A 21,971-nucleotide genomic window follows, 5' to 3' on the forward strand; every position below is an offset into this window, starting at 1 on the left:
AACAAAAATGCCCGCGCGGGCATTTTTGTTTTCGCCATCCCGTCCGGCCGCGGCTGCGCAGCCCGCGCGGCCGATTGCATCGGCGCGTTGGTGCGCCGGCGCCGCGATCGCACGCACCGGCCGTGCCGGATCAGCGGATCTGATTGAGCGTCGTCCGGTTGTAGCGGATGTTCTCGATGATGGCCGAGCGCTTGCCCGTCGGCATCTTGTTCGCGCAGAAGAAGTCCTGATAGAGCGCCGCGTGGTACGCGTTCAGTTCGCCGTTCTCGATCCGCTGCCAGTCGGTTGCGACCGTGCGGTCCCAGCCGTCGTGATCAGCATTCAGTCCCGCGTACTGGCGCCATTCGTACGTATCGCAGCGAATTCCTTCGTAGTTGACGTTGCGCGCGCCCGCGGGGCTCGTGACGACGACGATGTAGCGGACGACGCCGTCCGTGCCGACGTCGAGCGACTTCGAATCGACGGAGAATTTGAGCGGCGTGTTCTGCGACACGTTGAACGGCAGCAGATCGCTCGTCTGCGGCAGCGGCGGCAGCGTCTCGACCTTGTTTTCAGTCCATTGCGGCTGACGGTCGAGCAGGTAGGTGAATGCGCTGTCGTCCTTGTTGGTCGGGGTGTTCGAATGGGCGCAGCCGGCCAGCGCGGCGGCCGCGACGATCGACGCGGCGGCAAGAGCAATCGCTTTCAATATGTGTACCTCGTAAAAAAAAGCGCGGCATCCTTCAATGCCGCGCCCGGTCATGCGTTTTTCATTCCCGTCGGACGAACTCGTGCGTCAATCGCGCAAGCTCAGGCGGGGAGGGTTTTCGTCGAGCGTGCTCGCGCCCGGCTCGACTTCAGAACAGACTGCCGACGTGTCGATCGCTGCCGGTGTTTCCGCGGTCGCGTGTCCGTTCGCAACGCGCGGAAAGCGCGACGCGCGCGGACCGCGCAACTTGTCGGAACGCTGCGCCGGGCGGCGCAGGAAACGCGACAGTTCGGTCAACGCCAACTGATACACATCCCGCTTGAACTCGATCACCGCGTCGAGTGGCACCCAGTATTCGTTCCAGCGCCATGCGTCGAACTCCGGATGATCCGTCGCGCGCAGGCAGATGTCGCAATCGCGCCCGACCATTCGCAGCAGGAACCAGATCTGCTTCTGGCCGCGATAATGTCCGCGCACTTCGCGCTTGATGAACTTGTCTGGCACCTCATAACGCAACCAGTCGCGAGTGCGGCCGATGATCTTGACGTGTTCCGGCAGCAGCCCGGTTTCCTCGTGCAGCTCCCGGTACATTGCCTGCATCGGGGTCTCGCCGTACTTGATGCCCCCTTGCGGAAACTGCCAGGAATGCTCGCGGAGCCGCTTGCCCCAAAACACCTCGTTGCGCGCGTTCAAGAGGATGATGCCGACGTTCGGGCGAAAGCCTTCACGATCCAGCATACAACCACCTTCGAATCCTTTAAAATTGCTTTGATTATAAACAGATAACGGGCGCCGCGCACCGGAACGGAGCGAATCCGGGCGAGGTGCGTCATCTGCACTGTCCCCAATTTGTCTGGTATGTCACCTGCGCCGCACACCACCGCGCGCAGCCGTTAATTCACCTTTAGACTTTTTTCGGGCGGCCCGCGTTGGCCGCCGCTAATGGAACCGTTCGCATGAAAGCCTCTCGTTTCTTTATCGGCACCCTGAAGGAAGCACCCGCCGACGCCGAGATCGTCAGTCACAAGCTGATGGTGCGAGCCGGCATGATCCGCCGCGTCGCCGGCGGCATCTATAACTATCTGCCGATCGGCTTGCGCTCGATTCGCAAGGTCGAGGCGATCGTGCGCGAAGAGATGAACCGGGCGGGCGCGATCGAGCTGCTGATGCCCGCCGTGCAGCCCGCCGAGCTGTGGCAGGAGTCGGGGCGCTGGGAGCAGTACGGCCCCGAGTTGCTGCGCTTCAAGGATCGCAAGCAGAACGACTTCGTGATCGGGCCGACTCACGAAGAGGTGATCACCGACATCGCGCGCAACCAGATCAAGAGCTATCGGCAGATGCCGGTGAACTTCTATCAGATCCAGACGAAGTTCCGCGACGAGATTCGCCCGCGCTTCGGCGTGATGCGCGGTCGTGAGTTCCTCATGAAGGACGCGTACTCGTTCGACCGGGATCACGAAGGCCTCAAGGAGTCGTACAAGAAAATGTACGACGCATACGTGCGGATCTTCACGCGGATCGGCCTCGAATTCCGTCCGGTCGCGGCGGACAACGGCTCGATCGGCGGCAGCGGTTCGCACGAATTCCACGTGATCGCCGACACCGGCGAGGACGCGATCGCCTACTGCCCGACGTCCGACTTCGCGGCGAACGTCGAGGCGGCCGAGGCGCTGCCGCTGCTCGCGAGCCGTGCGGCGCCCGCCGAGGCGATGCAGAAGGTCGCGACGCCCGGCAAGGCGAAGTGCGAGGCGGTTGCCGAGCTTCTGGGCATCCCGCTCGAGCGCACGATCAAGTCGATCGTGCTCGCGACCGACAACGACGGCGCCGAGCCGACGATCTGGCTGCTGATGCTGCGCGGCGACCACGACCTGAACGAGATCAAGACGGCGAAGCTGCCGGGCTTGGCCGGCTACCGCTTCGCGACCGAGACGGAGATCGTCGAGTGGTTCGGCACGCCGCCCGGCTACCTCGGCCCGATCGGCACGAAGAAGCCGGTGCGCGTGATCGCCGATCGCACGGTCGCGAACATGAGCGACTTCGTCGTCGGCGCGAATGAAGTCGATTACCACGTCGCCGGCGTGAACTGGGGCCGCGACTTGCCGGAGCCCGTGATCGCCGACATCCGCAACGTGAAGGCGGGCGATCCGTCGCCGGACGGCAAGGGCACGCTCGACATCTGCCGCGGCATCGAAGTCGGCCACGTGTTCCAGCTCGGCGCGAAGTATTCGGAAGCGATGGGCGCGACGTTCATCGACGAATCGGGCAAGGCGCAGCCGATGGTGATGGGTTGCTACGGGATCGGCGTTACGCGGATACTCGGCGCGGCGATCGAGCAGAACTTCGACGACAAGGGGATCATCTGGCCCGAGGCGATCGCGCCGTTCGAGGTCGTGCTGTGCCCGATGGGCTATGACCGCAGCGACGCGGTGCGCGAAGCGGCCGACAAGCTCTACGCGGATCTCGCAGCGGCGGGCGTCGACGTGATCCTCGACGATCGCGGCGAGCGTCCGGGCGTGATGTTCGCGGACTGGGAGCTGATCGGCGTGCCGCACCGCCTCGTGATCGGTGAGCGCGGCCTGAAGGACGGCAGGGTCGAGTACCAGGGCCGCCGCGACGTCGAAGCGACGCTGCTGCCCGCCGATTCGGCCGCGGCGGCGATCGTCGAGAAGGTTCGCGCGGCGCTCGGCCGCTGATCGCCGGCGAAACGGAGGCGCGCGTTGGAGTCGAATTTCCTGTCGGCGACGGTGCTCCTCATCCTCATCACCGATCCGCTCGGCAACATCCCGCTCGTCATCGCGGCCCTGCGGGACGTGCCGGGCGAACGGCGCGTGAAGGTCATCCTGCGCGAAGTGGCGATCGCGTTCGTGATCCTGCTGTTCTTCATGGTCGTCGGCGACCGCTTCCTGCGGATGATGAGCCTGACCGACGTGTCACTGCGGATCGGCGGTGGAATCGTGCTGTTCCTGATTGCGCTCCGGATGATCTTCCCGCATCCGGACGGCGCGCTCGGCAGCGATCCGCGCGCGGACGGCGAGCCGTTCATCGTGCCGCTCGCGATTCCGGCGCTCGCCGGGCCGTCGGCGCTCGCGACGGTGATGCTGCTCACGTCGCAGGCGCCCGGCAAGATGTTCGAATGGGCGGGCGCGCTGACGGTGACGATGCTCGTGTGTGCGGTGACGCTCGTGCTCGCCGAACGGATTCAGCAGTGGCTCGGCGAGCGCACGGTGCTCGCGTTCGAGCGGCTGATGGGGCTCGTGCTCGTCGCGATCTCGGTCGAGATGATGATGGCGGGCATTCGTGCGTTCGTTCACCAGTTGTGATGGGCTGACCGACTGCGACGCTGCGGGACCTTCGATCGCCAAACAAGAAAAAGCGGCTCGCGCATCACACGCGAGCCGCTTTTCTTGGGTGTCTTCGGTGCACCGTGCGCGTGCCGCCGCGCCGGCGTCAGACGTCCGCCGTCAGCGCGCGGATCGTCGGCAGGTTGCGCCAGTAGCCCTTCGCGTCCATCCCGCAGCCGAACACGTAGCGGTCCGGCACCGCGAACCCGCAGAAGTCCGGGTGCAGCGGCTTCGCCTTCGCGAGCGTCTTCTCGCACAGCACCGCGGACAGGAAGCGCTTCGCGCCCATCTCGAGGATGCGGTCGCGGATCGCGGCCATCGTTTCGCCTTCGTCGAGGATGTCGTCGAGCACGAGCACGATGCGGTCCTTCACCGATTCGCGCGGCGCGACGCGCCAATGCATATCAGGGCTGCCCTTCGTCGTGTTGCGATAGCGGGTCAGGTGGATGTAGTCGAACTCGAGCGGGAAATCGAGGTGCGGCAGCAGCATGCCGGTGAACACCGCCGCACCGCCCATCACCGACAGCACGAGCGGGAACTCCTCGCCGATCTGGCCGCGGATCTCTGCAGCCATCCGACCGATCGACGCGTTGACCTCGTCGGCGGAGACGATCTCTTCGGAGTGTTGGAAAATGTGGAGGGCTTCTTCTCGATTCATGAGGTCTGGCGAGCGGTCTCGTCTGGGATACCAATAAGAATGAAACAATGCGGCGCCGCGCGCTACAGCATATACCCGTGCGCGGCGCCGCGGCGAATCAGCGCATGCCGGGCATCATGCCCTTAATGCCGCGCATCATCTTCTGCAGGTTGCCGCCCTTCAGCTTCTTCATCATCGTGCGCATCTGGTCGTACTGATTCAGCATCCGGTTGACTTCCTGCACCGGGACGCCCGCGCCCGCCGCGATCCGGCGCTTGCGCGTCGCCTTGATGATCTCGGGCTTCGCGCGCTCCGCGGGCGTCATCGAACTGATGATGCCTTCCATTCGGCGGATCTGCTTTTCGGCCTGGCTCATGTCGGCGCCCGCCGCGGCCTGCTGGAACTGCGCGGGCAGCTTGTCCATCAGCGACGACAGCCCGCCCATGTTCTTCATCTGCGAGATCTGCGCGCGGAAATCGTTCAGGTCGAAGTCGCCGCCTTTCTTGACCTTGTTGGCCAGTTTCTCCGCGGCCTTGATGTCGACGCCGCGCTGCGCTTCCTCGACGAGCGCGAGGATGTCGCCCATCCCGAGAATCCGGTTTGCCATCCGGTCCGGGTAGAAGATCTCGAGGCCGTCGAGCTTCTCGGCCACGCCGACGAACTTGATCGGCTTGCCCGTCACGTGGCGCACCGACAGCGCGGCGCCGCCGCGCGAGTCGCCATCGAGCTTCGTCAGCACGACGCCCGTGAGCGGCAGCGCGTCGTTGAACGCCTTCGCGGTGTTGACGGCGTCCTGGCCGAGCATCGCGTCGACGACGAAGAGCGTCTCGACCGGCTTGAGCGCCGCGTGCAGCGCGGTGATCTCCTGCATCATCGCTTCGTCGATGCCGAGGCGGCCTGCGGTATCGACGAGCAGCACGTCGTGATAGTGGCGCTTTGCCCAGTCGACGGCCGCGTTCGCGATGTCGACGGGCTTCTGGTCGGGCGTCGACGGGAAGAAGTCGGCGCCGACCTGCTCGCTCACCGTTTTCAGCTGCGCGATCGCGGCGGGGCGGTAGACGTCGCACGAGACGGTGAGCACCTTCTTCTTGTACTTCTCGCGCAGCAGCTTCGCGAGCTTGCCGACGGTCGTCGTCTTGCCGGCGCCCTGCAGGCCGGCCATCAGGATGATCGCGGGCGGCGTGACGGCGAGGTTCAGCTCGGCCGCCTTGCCTTCGTAGTCGCCGCCGATCACGGCGGTCAGTTCCTTCTGGACCACGCCGACGAGCGCCTGACCGGGCGACAGGCTGCCGACCACGTCCTCGCCGAGCGCCTTTTCCTTGACCTTCGCGATGAAATCGCGGACGACGGGCAGCGCGACGTCGGCTTCGAGGAGCGCGAGCCGCACCTCGCGGAGCATCTCCTGGGTGTTCGCCTCGGTGAGCCGGGCCTCGCCGCGCAGCGTCTTGACGACGCGCGCCATCCGTTGGGTGAGATTGTCGAGCATGGGGAGCGATGGACAGTGAAGCCCGCAGGCGCGAGTGGGACAAAAAGCCGGCCGTCGCGGGTAGGGGGCCTAGTGTAAACTTCGAACATGGATATTGTACTGTATGCCCTCACTGCGCTCTTATATGGCGGCCTCGCCGTCGCCAGCTGGCGCACGCGCCGCGTCGGCGCGGCGCGGCCGCTCGTCGCGAGCGTGCCGGCCGTCCCGCACGCTCGCGAACCCGTCTCGGCCGGGATGGGCGGGCTCGGGCGCACGATCCTCTGCGCCGCGCTGCTCGCGCATGGGGTGCTGCTGCACATGACGATCTTCCCGCATGACGCGATGGTGTTCGGCTTCGCGTTCGCGCTGTCGGCGATGTTCTGGCTCGGCGCCGGCATCTACTGGATCGAGAGCTTCTTCTTCCCGCTCGACGGCATGCGGCTTCTCGTGTTGCCGCTAGCGTGCGGCGCGTCGCTCTTGCCGCTGGCGTTCGGCGGCGTGCACGTGCTGCCGTATGCGGCCGCGCCGCTCTTCAAGTTGCACTTCCTGATCGCGAACATCGCGTACGGGCTCTTCGCGATCGCGGCGCTGCACGCGGTGCTGATGCTGATGGTCGAGCGGCGTCTGCACGCGCTGCGGCACGACGGGCTGCGCGAGTCGTCGAGCTGGGTCGCCGGCTGGCTCGATACGTTGCCGCCGCTCCTCACGCTCGAGAAGCTGTTATTCCGCCTGATCGGCGCGGGCTTCGTGCTGCTCACGCTGACGCTCGCGACGGGCATCCTGTTCAGCGAGCAGATCGACGCGCGCGCGCTCAAGCTCGATCACAAGACCGTGTTCGCGATCCTGTCCTGGCTGATGTTCGGCGGGCTCCTGGTCGCGCACAAGGCGTCCGGCTGGCGCGGCCGCGGCGTCGCGCGCTGGGTGCTCGCGTCGTTCGTCGCGCTGCTGCTCGCGTACGTCGGCAGCCGCTTCGTTCTCGAGGTGCTGCTGCACCGCTCCGTGGTTTGAATACCTGATCTCGATGCGACAAATCCTTCTCCTTATCGTGTTGTTCTTCGCGAGCTCGTGGCTCGCGAGAAAGATCCGCCAGGCGCAGGCGCGCGGCAACGGGCCGTTTGCAGGCGGCGGAGCGGGTGGCCCCGCAGGCCCCGCGTCCGAGCAGGGCGGTGCGGGGCGCGCGGGCGACGGCGGCGCGCTGCCCGAGCCGATGGTCCGCTGCGCGGAATGTGGCGTGCATGCGCCGAAGAGCGATGCGATCGCGGCGGGCGGCGTGTATTTCTGCAGTCCGGAGCACGCGGCGCGTCACGCCGCGCATTCGGGCAGCCGCAGCGAGCGATGAGCGGTGCGAGGCGCTTCGCCGTCGATGTCGGCGGCTGGGTCGACGGCGCGCTGCGCGAGCCGTCGCCGAATTTCGATGCGCGGCCAGAAGGCGTCGCGCCTTCGCTCGTCGTGATCCACAACATCAGCCTGCCGCCCGGCGAGTTCGGCGGCGAAGCGATCGTCGAGCTGTTCCAGAATCGCCTCGACTGCGACGCGCATCCGTTCTACGACGCGCACCTGCGCGGCGTGCGGGTATCCGCCCATTTCCTGATCCGGCGCGACGGCGTGCTGATCCAGTTCGTGTCGTGCGACGCGCGCGCATGGCACGCGGGCGCGTCGAGCTTCTTCGGCCGCGAGCGCTGCAACGATTTCTCGATCGGCGTCGAGCTCGAAGGCGCGGACGACGTCGCATTCGACGCGCCGCAATATGCGACGCTCGCCGCGCTTGCGCGCGCGCTTGCCGCGCATTACCCGATCGATGCGTTCGCGGGCCACGAGCACGTTGCGCCCGGACGCAAGACCGATCCCGGTCCGCACTTCGATTGGCAACGTCTCTCTGACGATGCCGGTTTTCCGGCTCGATACTTTCCCTACCGGAAGCACTGAGGGCGAGGTCTTTTTGACGCGCATCGCACTGTTTCGCCGGGCGCGCCTTGTCGTGTCGGCGTATCGCGCTTGTCAATAGACTTCGAGCAAATTTTTCCTTTGGCGCTTCCGCGAGGCTCCACTATACTTGGGGCCAATCGAGCAGTTCGGCACTACATATAGTGTGTCGATCGGGGGCGTTTCCCGTTCCCGACCGCGGTCCCCGGCGTCATCGCCGGAGCGCGACATTCTCAGTGCGGCGCATCCGGCCAGCGGTCCGGCGCGCTGCGACCCGCGTGGAAAAGTGTAGCCAGGGGCGCGATGCGCATGATGAAGACCAATGTCGAATCGAGCGCGTCGCGTGGGCCCAACCGGCAACGCAGCCGCTTCTTCCGCGTCTTACCGCTCGCGCACCTCGTGGCGCACCGTTCGTATTAATCCGCGGTCCCTTCCGCATCACCCAACACCAGGAGTTTTGCCCATGCAAACCACCGACAACGCGACGTCCCAATTCGAGAGCGCGGCGAGCCGCCCGCTCGCCGGTGGCGCACAAGGCGCGCCGGCACTTGCGTCGCAGACGACGTACGCCGACTACAAGGTGATCCGCCGCAACGGCAGCGTGGTGTCGTTCGAGCCGTCGAAGATCGCGATCGCGGTGACGAAGGCGTTCCTGGCCGTCAACGGCGGCCAGGGCGCCGCGTCGGCTCGCGTGCGCGAGCTCGTCGAGCAACTGACGCAGAACGTCGTGCGCGCGCTCGTGCGCAGCCGCCCGAACGGCGGCACGTTCCATATTGAAGACATTCAGGATCAGGTCGAGCTCGCGCTGATGCGCGGCGGCGAGCACAACGTCGCGCGCGCGTACGTGCTGTACCGCGAGAAGCGTCACCTCGAGCGCGTCCACGCGGGCGAGGCGGCGGACGTCGAAACGTCGACGGGCGGCGGCATCAACGTGACGGACAACGGCGTCACGCATCCGCTCGACATGAGTGCGCTGCACGCGCTGATCGTGTCGGCATGCGAAGGGCTTGGCGACGCGGTGAGCCCGGAGCCGATCGTCTCGGAAACGGTGAAGAACCTGTACGACGGCGTGCCGATGACCCAGGTCTACGATTCGGCGATCCTGGCCGCGCGCACGATGATCGAGAAGGACCCGGCGTACAGCCAGGTCACGGCGCGCATCCTGCTGCACACGATCCGCCGCGAGATCCTCGGCGAGGAAGTGACGCAGGCGGAAATGTCGGCGCGCTACGCCGAGTACTTCCCGCAGTTCCTGAAGCGCGGCGTCGAAGCCGAGCTGCTCGACGACAAGCTGCTGCAGTTCGACCTGAAGCGCCTGGGCGATGCGCTCGACGCGAGCCGCGACCTGCAGTTCGGCTACCTCGGCCTGCAGACGCTGTACGACCGCTACTTCCTGCACATCGACGGCACCCGCATCGAGATGCCGCAGGCGTTCTTCATGCGCGTCGCGATGGGTCTCGCGCTGAACGAGATCGACCGCGAAGCGCGCGCGATCGAGTTTTACAACGTGCTGTCGAGCTTCGACTTCATGAGCTCGACGCCGACGCTCTTCAACTCGGGCACGCGCCGCTCGCAGTTGTCGTCGTGCTACCTGACGACGGTCGCGGACGACCTCGACGGCATCTACGAAGCGCTGAAGGACAACGCGCTGCTGTCGAAATTCGCCGGCGGCCTCGGCAACGACTGGACCCGCGTGCGTGCGCTCGGCTCGCATATCAAGGGCACGAACGGCAAGTCGCAAGGCGTGGTCCCGTTCCTGAAGGTCGTCAACGACACGGCGGTCGCGGTGAACCAGGGCGGCAAGCGCAAGGGCGCGGTGTGCGCGTACCTGGAGTCGTGGCACCTCGACATCGAGGAATTCCTCGAGCTGCGCAAGAACACGGGCGACGACCGTCGCCGCACGCACGACATGAACACGGCGAACTGGATTCCCGACCTGTTCATGAAGCGCGTGATGGAAGGCGCCGACTGGACGCTGTTCTCGCCGTCGACCTGCCCGGACCTGCACGACAAGTTCGGCGCCGAGTTCGAGGCGGCGTACGTCGGCTATGAAGAGAAGGTCGCGCGCGGCGAAATCAAGCTGTTCAAGAAAATCCCGGCGCAGCAGCTCTGGCGCAAGATGCTCGGCATGCTGTTCGAGACCGGCCACCCGTGGATCACGTTCAAGGATCCGTGCAATGTGCGCTCGCCGCAACAGCACGTCGGCGTCGTCCACTCGTCGAACCTGTGCACGGAAATCACGCTGAACACGAGCGACACCGAGATCGCCGTCTGCAACTTGGGCTCGGTGAACCTCGTCGCGCACCTCGCGAAGCAGGCCGACGGCAGCTACGCGCTCGACCAGGAGAAGCTGAAGCGCACGGTCCGCGTCGCGATGCGGATGCTCGACAACGTCATCGACATCAACTACTACGCGGTCGCGAAGGCGCGCAACTCGAACCTGAAGCACCGTCCGGTCGGCCTCGGCATCATGGGCTTCCAGGACTGCCTGCACCTGCTGCGCACGCCGTACGCGTCGGAGGCGGCGGTCGAGTTCGCCGATCGCTCGATGGAAGCGGTCTGCTACTACGCGTACTACGCGTCGACCGAGCTCGCCGAAGAGCGCGGCCGCTATTCGAGCTACCGCGGCTCGCTGTGGGATCGCGGCATCCTCCCGCAGGACACGCTGAAGCTGCTGACGGAAGCCCGCGGCGGCTACGTCGAGGTCGACACGAGCGCGACGCTCGACTGGCCGGTGCTGCGCGCGCGGATCGACTCGTTCGGCATGCGCAACTCGAACTGCGTCGCGATCGCACCGACGGCGACGATCTCGAACATCATCGGCGTGTCGGCGTGCATCGAGCCGACCTTCCAGAACCTGTACGTGAAGTCGAATCTGTCGGGCGAATTCACGGTGGTCAACGAGTACCTGGTGCGCGACCTGAAGGAGCGCGGCCTGTGGGACGAGGTGATGGTCGCCGACCTGAAGTACTTCGACGGCATGCTGTCGCGCATCGACCGCGTCCCGGCCGACCTGCGCGCGATCTACGCGACCGCGTTCGAAGTCGATCCGAAGTGGCTCGTCGAGGCGGCGTCGCGTCGTCAGAAGTGGATCGACCAGGCGCAGTCGCTGAACATCTACATGGGAGGCGCGTCGGGCAAGAAGCTCGACGAGGTCTACAAGCTCGCGTGGCTGCGCGGCCTGAAGACGACTTACTACCTGCGCACGATGGCGGCGACGCACGTCGAGAAGTCGACGGTCGCGCACGGCGCGCTGAACGCGGTGCCGACGTCCGGCGGCTCGAGCGGCGGCGGTGCGGCGGGCGGCGCGCAAGGCGCGGCAGGCGCGGCAGGCGGCTTCGGCGCGGCGGGCGGCGATGCGCAGTCGGGCGCGATGAACGCGGCGGCGATCGAAGCGGACGGTCCGGTGTGCACGATGCGTCCGGGCGATCCGGGCTTCGAAGAGTGCGAAGCGTGCCAGTGATGCGGCGCGCGTAGCGCTCGATGAGGACGAGCGGCGCGCGACGAAGACCGATAAAGGTTGAAGTGCGCGCCGCTCTCTACTAAAAAAATGATAAGGAATCTGTAACGCAGCAAACGCGTTGCAGGCAGCAGGAAGCGTGATCGAAACATCCCCGACGACGTCGCGTTTCGATCCGCGTTCGATGCGTCGAGCGCACCTCGCGAATCACGCGCGGCACACATCACGCGCTGCATGAGTGACGACGCGTTGCTCAAAGTGTTGTATCGAGGTCGCAACGCGAATCGAAAAAAGGATTTTTCATGAGCGAACCCTTTTATCGCTCAGGAAAAGATGGTACAAACCGATCTAAATTGATGGTGAGAATTTATGCTCAACTGGGATGACGAGAAGACTGCCGTAACTCCCGCGAGCGGAGCGCAGCAAAACGCGATGCGCGACCCCGCAGGAATGGCTGTCGGATTGCAGGCCGCGGTGCCTGCCGCTCATCAAGCTTCGTCGGCGCGCGACATCTTCGCAGGCGATTTCGCCGTGGCGCCGCATGCGTCCGCAGCCGTCGCGTCGGAAGCGCGGGTCAACGTCGCCGACAAGCGCATCATCAACGGCCAGACCGACGTCAACCAGCTCGTCCCGTTCAAGTACAAGTGGGCGTGGGAGAAGTACCTGGCCGGTTGCGCGAATCACTGGATGCCGCAGGAAATCAACATGTCCCGCGACATCGCGCTGTGGAAGGACCCGAACGGCCTGACCGAGGATGAGCGCCGGATCGTCAAGCGCAACCTCGGCTTCTTCGTGACCGCCGATTCGCTCGCGGCGAACAACATCGTGCTCGGCACCTACCGCCACATCACGGCGCCGGAGTGCCGGCAGTTCCTGCTGCGCCAGGCGTTCGAAGAGGCGATCCACACGCACGCGTATCAATATATTGTCGAATCGCTCGGCCTCGACGAAGGCGAGATCTTCAACGCGTACCACGAGGTGGCGTCGATCCGCGCGAAGGACGAGTTCCTGATTCCGTTCATCCATACGCTGACCGACCCGGCCTTCAAGACGGGCACGCTGGAAGCCGATCAGAAGCTGCTGAAGTCGCTGATCGTGTTCGCGTGCATCATGGAAGGCCTGTTCTTCTACGTTGGCTTCACGCAGATTCTCGCGCTCGGCCGGCAGAACAAGATGACGGGCGCGGCGGAGCAATACCAGTACATCCTCCGCGACGAGTCGATGCACTGCAACTTCGGGATCGACCTGATCAACCAGATCAAGCTCGAGAACCCGCACCTGTGGACGGCCGAGTTCCGCGCCGAGATCCGCGAGCTGTTCAAGCACGCCGTCGATCTCGAGTACCGCTACGCGGAAGACACCATGCCGCGCGGCGTGCTGGGCCTGAACGCGTCGATGTTCAAGAGCTACCTGCGCTTCATCAGCAATCGCCGCTGCCAGCAGATCGGCCTCGATCCGCTGTTCCCGAACGAGGAAAACCCGTTCCCGTGGATGAGCGAGATGATCGACTTGAAGAAGGAGCGCAACTTCTTCGAGACGCGGGTGATCGAGTATCAGACGGGCGGCGCGCTGTCGTGGGAATGATCCGACGCGCAGTCGACGAGTAACGATGTTCATGCCGGGCGCTGCGCCCGGCGCAAGGTTTAGGAGCAAGAACGCCTGATGCAAAGCATGTCCGGTGCCTCAAGGGCCCAAGTACACGACAGGCACTTTGCGAACCCTTCAGTGGGATGGGCAAACTTCCCTCCGGAAAAGGCGGGCGGCCGAACGGCCGCCGGCTCGATCAAGCGATTAGGGGCGGCGGCGCGGGGCGCGCCGGCCGCCGACTTGATTTGGCGCGCGGTGCCAAGGGGCACGGCGCGCCATACCGTATTCATTAGCGTAAGCAAGCGTCATCCGCGTACGCCGATGAATAGCCCGCTTCGCAGCGCACGTCCTGATAAACGTCCGCGGGAAGCGGGTTTTGACGAAGGGTGTAGTTTGAACTGACTCTCATCTGAACCTGAAGGAGAAAATGATGGCACTTGCCAAGAAGAAACCGGCTGCCAAGAAGGTCGCCGCGAAGAAGGTCGCTGCCAAGAAGGCCGCACCGGCGAAGAAGGCAGCGGTGAAAAAGGTTGCTGTGAAGAAGGTCGCTGCCAAGAAGGCGGCGCCGGCAAAGAAGGTCGCAGCGAAGAAGGTCGCCGCCAAGAAGGTTGCGGTGAAGAAGGTCGCGGTGAAGAAGGTTGCAGCGAAGAAAGTCGCCGTGAAGAAAGTCGCCGTGAAGAAGGTTGCAGCGAAGAAGGTTGCAGCGAAGAAGGCGCCGGCGAAGAAGGCCGCTGCGAAGAAAGTTGCCGTGAAGAAGGTCGCGGCGAAGAAGGCCGCCGCAAAGAAGGCGCCGGCGAAGAAGGCTGCCGCGAAGAAGGCCGCGCCTGCGAAGAAGGCTGCTGCGAAGAAGGCCGCGCCCGCGAAGAAGGCTGCGCCCGCGAAGAAAGCGGCTGCGCCGAAGAAGGCGGTCGTGAAGAAGGCCGCGCCGGCGACGACGGCGTCGACGGCATCGGTTGCTCCGGCATCGGGCGCGAAGACCGCGCTCAACCCGGCAGCGGCATGGCCGTTCCCGACCGGCAGCCGTCCGTAAAGGACTCGCTGCGCCAAGACGGACACATTCGCTGTGTCCTGAATCGAGTAGTCCTACTCGATCGAGATCCCGTCATCGGCTCGCCGATGGCGGGATTTTTTCATTGCCGGTCGCGGCACGGGGCGTGCTCTCGGGCGACGCGCACAAAAAAACGCATGCGCGAGATGCGCATGCGTTTTCGATCGTGCGGCTCGCGCCGCGTCGTGCTTCAGTGCGCCGGATGTACTTGCCGGCGCGCCGATGTCGATCAGTGCGTGACGCGGGTTACGCCGCCGCTCGACAGCAGTCGCACGCGCTCGCCCGCGCGGAACACTTCGGGCGTCGCCGCCTGCGTGATCGAGCGCAGGTCGCCGTTGTCGAGGCGCACGGTGATTTCGACGCCGTTCGCCGAGCTGAGGCCTTGGCCGACTGCATTGCCAGCGACCGCACCGGCAATGCCGCCCGCGATCGCGGTCAGCACCGAGCCGCGACCGCCGCCGATCGCACTGCCGGCGACTGCGCCGAGCGCGCCGCCGCCGAGCGTGCCGAGCGCGCCGCCGCCGCCGTCGCCCTGAATCCGCACTGCGCGGACGCTCTCGACCGTGCCCATCCGCACGGTCTGTTCGCGCTGCGCCTGGCCGACGCTATAGACGTCGGCGGAACCCGGCGGCGTGAAGCAGCCGGCGAGCGTCACCGTCGCGGTCAGCATCGCGGCCAGCGTGAGGGTTTTCCTGGTCAACATGTTTCATCTTCTCCAAACAAGATTCACTTCGGACTGTAGCCGAACGCGGTCTCGAAGCGGGCATCGATTTCCGCGCGGGTCGGTGCGTAAGTCTGCGGACCCTGGTGCGCGATCTTCAGCGAACCCATCAGGCTCGCGAGGCGCCCCGTCGTCGCCCAGTCGAAGCCGTGCTCGATCCCGTACAGCAAGCCACCGCGGAACGCGTCGCCGCAGCCGGTCGGATCGACGATCCGCTCCGCCCGGACGGCCGGAATCTGTTCCTCGCCGTCACGATGGCGGATCGTTGCACCATGCTCGCCGCGCGTGATGATGAGCGCCTGAACTCGGCTGGCGATTTCGTCTTCGGACCATCCCGTCTTGTCGCACACCAGCTTGGCTTCGTAGTCGTTGACAGCAATGTAAGTCGCAAGTTCAATGCTGCGGCGCAAGGTAGCGCCGTCGAACAGGGGCAAACCCTGGCCCGGATCGAAGATGAACGGCACGCCCGCCTGCGCGAGCTCCTCGGTATGCTGGACCATTCCCTGGAAGCCGTCCGGCGCGACGATCGCGAGCTTGACGCCCTGCGCTTCGCCCGCGTGGTTCACGTGCGACTGCATCATCGCGCCCGGGTGGAATGCGGCGATCTGGTTGTTGTCCAGATCGGTCGTGATCATCGCCTGTGCCGAGTACGTGTCGGGCAGCACGCGAACGTATTCGCGCGACAGGCCCAGTGCGTCAAGGCGGTCGAGGTACGGCTGCGCGTCGATCGCGCCGAGCGTGCCCATCATCCGCGCGTCGCCGCCCAGCAGCTTCAGTGCATACGCGATGTTGCCCGCGCAGCCGCCGAATTCGCGGCGCATCGTCGGCACGAGAAAGCTCAGATTGATGAGGTGCACCTGGTCGGGCAGGATGTGCTCGCGAAAGCGCCCTTCGAAGGTCATGATGTTGTCGTAGGCGATCGAACCGCAAATCAGCGTAGCCAAGGTGTGCGTTCCTGTAGATGAAGTTGAGAGGGCGGCCGCGCCGTGCGTGCGCCCGCCGTGCGGCAGGCGGGCGCACGCACGGCGCGGCCGTTCGGTGCGGCTTACTTCAGTGCGGCGAGGGCGTCGTCGTAGTTCGGCTCGTCCTTGATTTCGCCGACGAGCTCGGTATGCGTGACCCTGTCGTTCTCGTCGATCACGACGACCGCGCGCGCAGTCAGTCCGTCGAGCGGGCCGCTCGTCACGTTCACGCCGTATGCGTCGGCGAATGCGCGGCCGCCGCGGAACGTCGACGCGGTGACGACGTTCGCGAGGCCTTCCGTCGTGCAGAAGCGGGTTGCCGCGAACGGCAGGTCGGCCGACACGACGATGACGACCGTGTTGTCGAGCTTGCTCGCCGCTTCGTTGAACTTACGAGTCGACGTCGCGCAGGTCGGCGTGTCGAGGCTCGGGACGATGTTCAGCACCTTGCGCTTGCCGGCGAAGCTCGCCAGCGAGAGGTCGGCGAGGTCCTTGCCGACCAGCTTGAAGTCGGGAGCTTGCGAGCCGATGATCGGGAACGTGCCGGCGATTTCGATCGGGTTGCCACCCAGCGTGACTTTGCTCATGTTCGTGCTCCAAATGTGTGCGCCTGCGCGGCGCACGGGTTGAGGCCACGCGCCGCATGGCGGCGCGTTACGGATAAAGGATCTGGACGCGGAAATTCGACGCGGCGATGCCGTCGGTCTCGATTCTGACGATCATCGTCTGCGTCGCGCCGGCGGGCATGCCCGCTGCGACGCGCGTGCCGGGGCGCACGTAGTCGCGCGGCGCGAGCACGCGGCGCGCGGTGATGTTGTTGGCTTCGTCGAGCAGCGTGAGCTCGATCGACGGATACGCGAGCGCGACGCGGTAGCGGTTCGTGAGCGGCACCTTCAGCTCGAGGAGGCGCGGGCCGTCGAGCTGGCGCAGATCCGATGCGTCGAGCCGCAGGCCGTCGATCGCGCGTGGCGGCGTGACTGTGCAGCCGAGCTTCGCGCACGCCTGCTGGAAAAGCGGCTCCGTCGGCGGCCAGTAGATCGTGATCGTCTCTCGCTGCCACCACGCGAGCTGTGCGGCGAGGAGCGCGGCGAGCGCCAGCGCGACCAGCAGGCCGAGCGCACGCGCGAAGCCGCCGCCCGCCGCGCTCGTCCGCGTTTCGCGGGTCATCGCGAAATGTTCGCGATTGTCGGGTTCGGGCGACGTCGCGAACGGCTGGGCGTCGGATCGGGGCGACGCCGCGGCGCCGAAGCGCGGCTCGTGGGCGCGGGCGGCATCGGCGAGCGTAGCGGCTGCGGGCGCGGGTTCGGCCGCATCGTGCGTCACGGGGCCGGGCGTAGGAGCGCGCGCGGCTTCGGGCTCGCGCTCGGCATCCGTGCGAACGACATCGAGCGTCGGGCTCGGCGGCGGGGGAAATTTGCGGACGCCGACGGCGGACATGTCGGCGTCGGACGTTTGAGCGGCATGCGTGGCGGTGTCGGCTGCGGGCGGCGTGCGAGCAGCTTGTTCAGCGAGCACGGAAGTTTCTGCCAGATGCGTTCGGGGCGTTTCGAGGGCTTCGGGCACTTCGTGCGTCCACGCGCCGGATGCGGTTTCGCGCGATTCATCTGTAGGAACGTGCGTCGCGGCCGCGCCGTTCGTCGCGGCGCCGACACTCGCGCCCGTCACTTGCAGCTTCGGATCGACTGTGCCGTCGAGCCATGGTGCCCACATGTCCCATGCGCCCGGCGCGAAATCGCGGTGGCCGGCTTCGAGCGGACGAAGATCGGGCGACGTTGCGTCGAACAGACGCCGCGGCGCCGGCTGCTGCTGTGGCGCGTGCGGCGCCGCTTGCGCAGAGGCCGCGTCCGGCTCGGCGGGCACGAGCGCGTGCGCCGCGTCGAACACCTGCTGGCAGTGGCCGCAGCGCACGAGACCGTCGTGCAGCGCGAGCTGTTCCTGTTGCAGCCGGAAGACGGTTTCACAATGAGGGCAGCGCGTTGCAAGGAGCATGGTCAGCTGGGCAGCCAGCGGGGCCTGAGTGAAGGACAGCGCTTATTCTAATGGCTTTCCCGCCGCGTTCCGGCAAGGCATACCCAACCTTCGTGTTCACGCCAGACGGCGATATCGATATAGCGGGCGTAGACGCTCGCGACCTCGTCCGCCTGCCGCGCGAGCACGCCCGACAGCGCGATGCGCCCGCCCGGCTTCACTTTCGAGGCGAGCATCGACGCCATCAGCTTCAGCGGATTCGACAGGATGTTCGCGACGACGATGTCGAATTCGCCGTCGGGGCAGTCGTCGGGCAGGCCGTACGCGACGTCCGCGCGATTGCGCTCGCTGTTATGGCGCGCCGCTTCGACCGCCTGCGGATCGATGTCGATGCCGGTCACGCTGCCCGCGCCGCACTTCTTCGCGAGGATCGCGAGGATGCCGGAGCCGCAGCCGTAGTCGAGCACCGTCTGGCCGGGCTGTACGGTCTGCTCGAGCCATTCCATGCAAAGGCGCGTCGTCGGGTGGCTGCCCGTGCCGAACGCGAGACCCGGATCGAGCTCGAGCACGAGCGCGTCGGGCTCCGGCGCGTCGTGCCACGACGGCACGACCCAGATCCTCTCGCCGATGTGGATCGGGTCGAATTGCGATTGCGTGAGCCGCACCCAGTCCTGCTCCTCGACTTCGCGCAGCGCGAAGCGCGGCGTTTCGGCGAGGCCGGCTTCGTTCGCGGCGGCGGTGAGCAGCACGGCGGGATCCTGCGTCGCGTCGACGAGCGCGATCACGCGCGAATGCTGCCACGCCGTGCGTTCGGGCGTCAGACCCGGTTCGCCGAAGAGCGGCTGCTCGTCCGGCGTGTCGGCGTCGGCGTCCTCGACGGACACCGACAATGCGCCCAGCTCGACGAGCGCGTCGGACAGTGCCTCCGCGTGCTCGCGCGGCAGTTCGGCGACGAGTTCCCGATAGCTCATGATTACGCTTCTTCCGGCGCGGCCTGTAGTTTCTGCGCGAGCCGGTTTTCGAGGTAGTGGATGCTCGTGCCGCCTTCGACGAACTTCGAATCGAGCATCAGCTCGCGATGCAGCGGGATGTTGGTCAGAATGCCTTCGACCACCATTTCCGACAGCGCGATGCGCATCCGGCTGATCGCCTGCTCGCGCGTCGCGCCGTAGGCGATCAGCTTGCCGATCATCGAATCGTAGTTGGGCGGGACGAAATAGCCATTGTACGCGTGCGAATCGACGCGGATGCCCGGGCCGCCCGGCGTGTGCCACGACGTGATCCGGCCCGGCGACGGCGTGAACTTGAACGGATCTTCGGCGTTGATCCGGCATTCGATCGCGTGGCCGCGGAACTGGATGTCGCGCTGGCGGAACGACAGCTTTTCGCCCGCGGCGATCCGGATTTGCTCCTGGACGATGTCGACGCCCGTGATCAGCTCCGTCACCGGATGCTCGACCTGGACGCGCGTGTTCATCTCGATGAAGTAGAACTCGTTGTTCTCGTACAGGAATTCGAACGTGCCCGCGCCGAGGTAGCCCATCTTCTTGCACGCGTCCGCGCAGCGATCGCCGATCCGGTCGATCAGGCGGCGTGCGATGCCGGGTGCGGGCGCTTCCTCGATCACCTTTTGGTGACGGCGCTGCATCGAACAGTCGCGCTCACCGAGCCAGACCGCGTTCTTGTGCGAGTCGGCAAGCACCTGGATCTCGATGTGGCGCGGATTCTCGAGGAACTTCTCCATATAGACCTGCGGATTGCCGAACGCGCGGCCCGCTTCCTCGCGCGTCATATTGACCGCGTTCACGAGCGCCGCCTCGGTGTGGACGACGCGCATTCCGCGTCCGCCGCCGCCGCCGGCCGCCTTGATGATCACCGGATAGCCGACCGAGCGCGCAATTTTCACGATCTCCTTCGGATCGTCCGGCAACGCGCCGTCCGAACCCGGCACGCAGGGCACGCCGGTGCGGATCATCGTCTGCTTCGCGGTGACTTTGTCGCCCATCATGCGGATCGTGTCCGGACGCGGGCCGATGAACGTGAAGCCCGATTGCTCGACGCGCTCGGCGAAATCGGCGTTTTCCGACAGGAAGCCGTAGCCCGGGTGGATCGCTTCGGCGTCGGTGACTTCGGCCGCGCTGATGAGGGCCGGCATGTTCAGGTAGCTCAGATTCGACGGAGCCGGGCCAATACAGACCGCTTCGTCGGCTAACTTCACGTACTTGGCTTCCTTGTCGGCCTCGGAATAGACGACCACCGTCTTGACGCCGAGCTCGCGGCACGCGCGCTGAATGCGCAGCGCGATTTCCCCGCGATTGGCAATGAGGATTTTTTCAAACATAGCGAGTATTCGTCTCTTCGATGGGCGCGCGAGCGCGCGCCTTGAGAGGAGCGGCGTCGCTGACGGGCGCGCCGCGCGGCGGGTCTTAGCCGATCACGAAAAGCGGCTGGCCGTATTCGACGGCCTGGCCGTTTTCGGCGAGGATTTCCTTGATGACGCCTGCCTTGTCAGACTCGATTTCGTTCAGGAGCTTCATCGCTTCGATGATGCAAAGCGTCTGGCCTTCCTTCACGGTGTCGCCGACCTGGACGAACGGATCGGCGCCCGGCGACGGCGCGCGGTAGAAGGTGCCCACCATCGGCGACGTCACGACGTGGCCCTGCGGCGCGCTCACGGCGGGTGCGGCGGCGGGTGCCGGAGCGCTCGCGCCTTCGGCCTGCAGCGTCATGGCGGGAGGGGGGGCGCTCACCTGCGGCGCGTAGCCGCCCGGCTGCTGCACATAGACCGGCGGCGCGTTCTTGACGATGCGCACCTTGCCTTCGCCTTCGGTGACTTCCAGCTCGGAGATGCCGGATTCGGAGACGAGGTCGATCAGAGTTTTCAGCTTGCGAAGGTCCATCGGGAGTTCCCCTTTCAATACGTGAAACGCCGGTTCGGGACCGGCGCTGAATCGAGTTCTTGAAAATCAGCCGCGCGACGCGCTTTGCAGCTTGTCGAGCGCGTATTCGAGCGCGTACAGATAACCCTTCCAACCGAGGCCGCAGATCACGCCTTCGGCCTGATCGGAGAAATAAGAGTGATGCCTGAACGGCTCGCGGCGGTGCACGTTCGACAGATGAATCTCGACGAACGGAATGCCGACGCCCGCGAGCGCATCCCGGATCGCGACGCTCGTATGCGTATACGCAGCCGGATTGATCAGGATGAACTCGGTGCCGTCATTTCTCGCAGCCTGGACGCGATCGACGAGCGCGCCCTCGTGGTTGCTCTGGAACGACTCGAGTTCGACGCCCGCCTCCTGCGCCCGTGCGGCCAGCGCCTGATCGATCTGCGCGAGGGTCACGCGGCCGTACACCTCCGGTTCCCGGGTGCCGAGAAGGTTCAGGTTAGGGCCGTGCAGTATCAGCAATCGTGTCATGGTCGCTTCTTTTTCTGCGGAATTGCGCGAACTTTATCGCCAATTAGAGAAATTTGTCTAGTTTTGCCGAAAGGACTATTGCTTCGGCGAACGCGAATCCGCGCGCCGGTGAAGTCAGAATCGGTCAATTTCGGGTAAGTTGGGGCTAATCGATCCCAAATATCGGCAACGTGCCAGTAGCCGGGCGGCTTGGGTCAGAGTGTGTCGAGCGTGCGTTTCAGCTCGTCCGGATGGATTTGCCCCAATTTTGTCTCGCGAACTTTGCCGGTTTCGTCGATGACGACGGTAAAAGGCAGCGCGCCGGCTGTATTTCCGAAGTTGCGGGCCAGATCGGCCCCGGCATAGCCGCTGACGACGATCGGATAGTCGACCGGCACTTTCTTCAGGAAATTTTTCACGTTCTGCTCGGAATCGACGCCAATCCCGACAAAACGTACACCCTTCTTCTCGTATTCGCGCGACAGCTTCACGAGCTCCGGCATCTCTTCGACGCATGGGCCGCACCAGGACGCCCAGAAATTGACGACCACTTTCTGTCCCTTGAAGGCAGCGAGCCCTTGCGGCTTGCCGTCGACGTCCGGATACGATGCGGCCCACAGCGCGTCCACCGCGTTGCTCGCGGTGGGCGCGCTCGTCGGCGCGCGGCCGTCGGCCGAACTGCCGTCGCGCACCCAGTGGCCGGCGGCGAGCCCGCCTGCGATCGCGACGGCCGCGATCACGATGCCTGCGAAAATCCCTTTGCTGTTCATCGG

The 21,971-nt window shown here is 65.6% G+C and carries 22 protein-coding genes and 1 pseudogene; 9 read left to right on the plus strand and 14 right to left on the minus strand.

Translation table 11 applies throughout. From position 1 onward, the window contains the following. Positions 1–130: 130 nt before the first annotated feature. Positions 131–688, minus strand: a complete 558-nt coding sequence (locus WS62_RS28455; RefSeq protein WP_197422941.1) for a CNP1-like family protein — start codon at positions 686–688, stop codon at positions 131–133. Between the two features lie 87 nt (positions 689–775). After that, positions 776–1,426, minus strand: coding sequence for an RNA pyrophosphohydrolase (locus tag WS62_RS28460; RefSeq protein ID WP_066578082.1), 651 nt, complete (start codon positions 1,424–1,426; stop codon positions 776–778). 218 nt (positions 1,427–1,644) lie between these two features. Here WS62_RS28460 and WS62_RS28465 point away from each other — a divergent pair, with 218 nt between their 5' ends. Continuing rightward, positions 1,645–3,381 carry a proline--tRNA ligase gene (locus WS62_RS28465; protein ID WP_066578084.1) on the plus strand — a complete coding sequence of 579 codons (1,737 nt, stop codon included), beginning with the start codon at positions 1,645–1,647 and terminating at the stop codon, positions 3,379–3,381. Between the two features lie 24 nt (positions 3,382–3,405). Then, the gene (locus WS62_RS28470; RefSeq protein WP_066578086.1) at positions 3,406–4,008 is read left to right on the plus strand and encodes a MarC family protein; all 603 of its coding nucleotides are present in this window, start codon (positions 3,406–3,408) and stop codon (positions 4,006–4,008) included. Between the two features lie 127 nt (positions 4,009–4,135). Here the strand turns inward: WS62_RS28470 and WS62_RS28475 are convergent, their stop codons facing one another. Next, complete coding sequence (locus WS62_RS28475; RefSeq protein WP_066578089.1) at positions 4,136–4,687, minus strand: hypoxanthine-guanine phosphoribosyltransferase; 552 nt, start codon at positions 4,685–4,687, stop codon at positions 4,136–4,138. A gap of 97 nt (positions 4,688–4,784) precedes the next feature. Beyond that, a complete protein-coding gene (ffh, locus tag WS62_RS28480; RefSeq protein ID WP_066578090.1) occupies positions 4,785–6,152 on the minus strand; it encodes a signal recognition particle protein in 1,368 nt (455 codons plus the stop codon). Positions 6,153–6,239: 87 nt separating this feature from the next. On the opposite strand from ffh, the gene WS62_RS28485 reads away from it, so the two are divergent. The 3 genes from WS62_RS28485 to ampD are packed head-to-tail and all read left to right on the plus strand — an operon-like array spanning position 6,240 to position 8,057. Further along, a complete protein-coding gene (locus WS62_RS28485) occupies positions 6,240–7,139 on the plus strand; it encodes a cytochrome C assembly family protein (RefSeq protein ID WP_066578092.1) in 900 nt (299 codons plus the stop codon). 13 nt (positions 7,140–7,152) lie between these two features. Next, the gene (locus WS62_RS28490; protein WP_066578095.1) at positions 7,153–7,470 is read left to right on the plus strand and encodes a PP0621 family protein; all 318 of its coding nucleotides are present in this window, start codon (positions 7,153–7,155) and stop codon (positions 7,468–7,470) included. Continuing rightward, on the plus strand, positions 7,467–8,057 hold the full coding sequence (gene ampD / locus WS62_RS28495) for a 1,6-anhydro-N-acetylmuramyl-L-alanine amidase AmpD (RefSeq protein WP_066578096.1): 591 nt from the start codon (positions 7,467–7,469) through the stop codon (positions 8,055–8,057). The genes WS62_RS28490 and ampD overlap by 4 nt, the downstream gene beginning before the upstream one ends. Positions 8,058–8,209: 152 nt before the next feature. Here ampD and WS62_RS38930 read toward each other — a convergent pair. Next, a pseudogene (locus WS62_RS38930) lies at positions 8,210–8,493 on the minus strand (hypothetical protein). A 24-nt stretch (positions 8,494–8,517) separates the two neighbouring features. On the opposite strand from WS62_RS38930, the gene WS62_RS28500 reads away from it, so the two are divergent. The 4 genes from WS62_RS28500 (at position 8,518) to WS62_RS28510 (ending at position 14,131) form a co-directional block, all read left to right on the plus strand. Continuing rightward, positions 8,518–11,517 carry a ribonucleoside-diphosphate reductase subunit alpha gene (locus WS62_RS28500; protein ID WP_066578098.1) on the plus strand — a complete coding sequence of 1,000 codons (3,000 nt, stop codon included), beginning with the start codon at positions 8,518–8,520 and terminating at the stop codon, positions 11,515–11,517. A gap of 366 nt (positions 11,518–11,883) precedes the next feature. Next, positions 11,884–13,098, plus strand: coding sequence for a ribonucleotide-diphosphate reductase subunit beta (locus tag WS62_RS28505; RefSeq protein ID WP_066487636.1), 1,215 nt, complete (start codon positions 11,884–11,886; stop codon positions 13,096–13,098). A 78-nt stretch (positions 13,099–13,176) separates the two neighbouring features. Further along, complete coding sequence (locus WS62_RS35315; protein WP_082721364.1) at positions 13,177–13,503, plus strand: hypothetical protein; 327 nt, start codon at positions 13,177–13,179, stop codon at positions 13,501–13,503. A gap of 28 nt (positions 13,504–13,531) precedes the next feature. Further along, positions 13,532–14,131, plus strand: a complete 600-nt coding sequence (locus WS62_RS28510) for a histone H1-like DNA-binding protein (protein WP_066578100.1) — start codon at positions 13,532–13,534, stop codon at positions 14,129–14,131. Between the two features lie 247 nt (positions 14,132–14,378). Here WS62_RS28510 and WS62_RS28515 read toward each other — a convergent pair whose 3' ends face one another. From WS62_RS28515 to WS62_RS28555, 9 genes are all read right to left on the minus strand, one after another. Further along, positions 14,379–14,852: a glycine zipper 2TM domain-containing protein gene (locus WS62_RS28515; RefSeq protein WP_010106539.1), complete on the minus strand. Its 474-nt coding sequence runs from the start codon at positions 14,850–14,852 to the stop codon at positions 14,379–14,381. A 23-nt stretch (positions 14,853–14,875) separates the two neighbouring features. Beyond that, the gene (locus WS62_RS28520) at positions 14,876–15,814 is read right to left on the minus strand and encodes a carbohydrate kinase family protein (protein ID WP_066487631.1); all 939 of its coding nucleotides are present in this window, start codon (positions 15,812–15,814) and stop codon (positions 14,876–14,878) included. Positions 15,815–15,915: 101 nt separating this feature from the next. Further along, complete coding sequence (gene tpx / locus WS62_RS28525) at positions 15,916–16,419, minus strand: thiol peroxidase (RefSeq protein ID WP_066578101.1); 504 nt, start codon at positions 16,417–16,419, stop codon at positions 15,916–15,918. Between the two features lie 67 nt (positions 16,420–16,486). Continuing rightward, positions 16,487–17,821 (minus strand): DUF3426 domain-containing protein, encoded by a 1,335-nt coding sequence (locus tag WS62_RS28530; RefSeq protein WP_066578103.1) that lies wholly within the window; start codon positions 17,819–17,821, stop codon positions 16,487–16,489. 47 nt (positions 17,822–17,868) lie between these two features. Further along, a complete protein-coding gene (gene prmA, locus WS62_RS28535) occupies positions 17,869–18,771 on the minus strand; it encodes a 50S ribosomal protein L11 methyltransferase (protein ID WP_066578105.1) in 903 nt (300 codons plus the stop codon). A gap of 2 nt (positions 18,772–18,773) precedes the next feature. Next, positions 18,774–20,141, minus strand: coding sequence for an acetyl-CoA carboxylase biotin carboxylase subunit (gene accC, locus WS62_RS28540; protein WP_066487625.1), 1,368 nt, complete (start codon positions 20,139–20,141; stop codon positions 18,774–18,776). 85 nt (positions 20,142–20,226) lie between these two features. After that, positions 20,227–20,700, minus strand: a complete 474-nt coding sequence (gene accB, locus WS62_RS28545; protein ID WP_010106527.1) for an acetyl-CoA carboxylase biotin carboxyl carrier protein — start codon at positions 20,698–20,700, stop codon at positions 20,227–20,229. A 66-nt stretch (positions 20,701–20,766) separates the two neighbouring features. Beyond that, positions 20,767–21,219 carry a type II 3-dehydroquinate dehydratase gene (gene aroQ / locus WS62_RS28550; protein WP_066578107.1) on the minus strand — a complete coding sequence of 151 codons (453 nt, stop codon included), beginning with the start codon at positions 21,217–21,219 and terminating at the stop codon, positions 20,767–20,769. A gap of 194 nt (positions 21,220–21,413) precedes the next feature. Continuing rightward, on the minus strand, positions 21,414–21,968 hold the full coding sequence (locus WS62_RS28555; RefSeq protein WP_066578109.1) for a TlpA family protein disulfide reductase: 555 nt from the start codon (positions 21,966–21,968) through the stop codon (positions 21,414–21,416). Positions 21,969–21,971 lie beyond the last annotated feature (3 nt).

Source organism: Burkholderia sp. ABCPW 14, from assembly GCF_001523835.1.
GTDB lineage: Bacteria > Pseudomonadota > Gammaproteobacteria > Burkholderiales > Burkholderiaceae > Burkholderia > Burkholderia mayonis.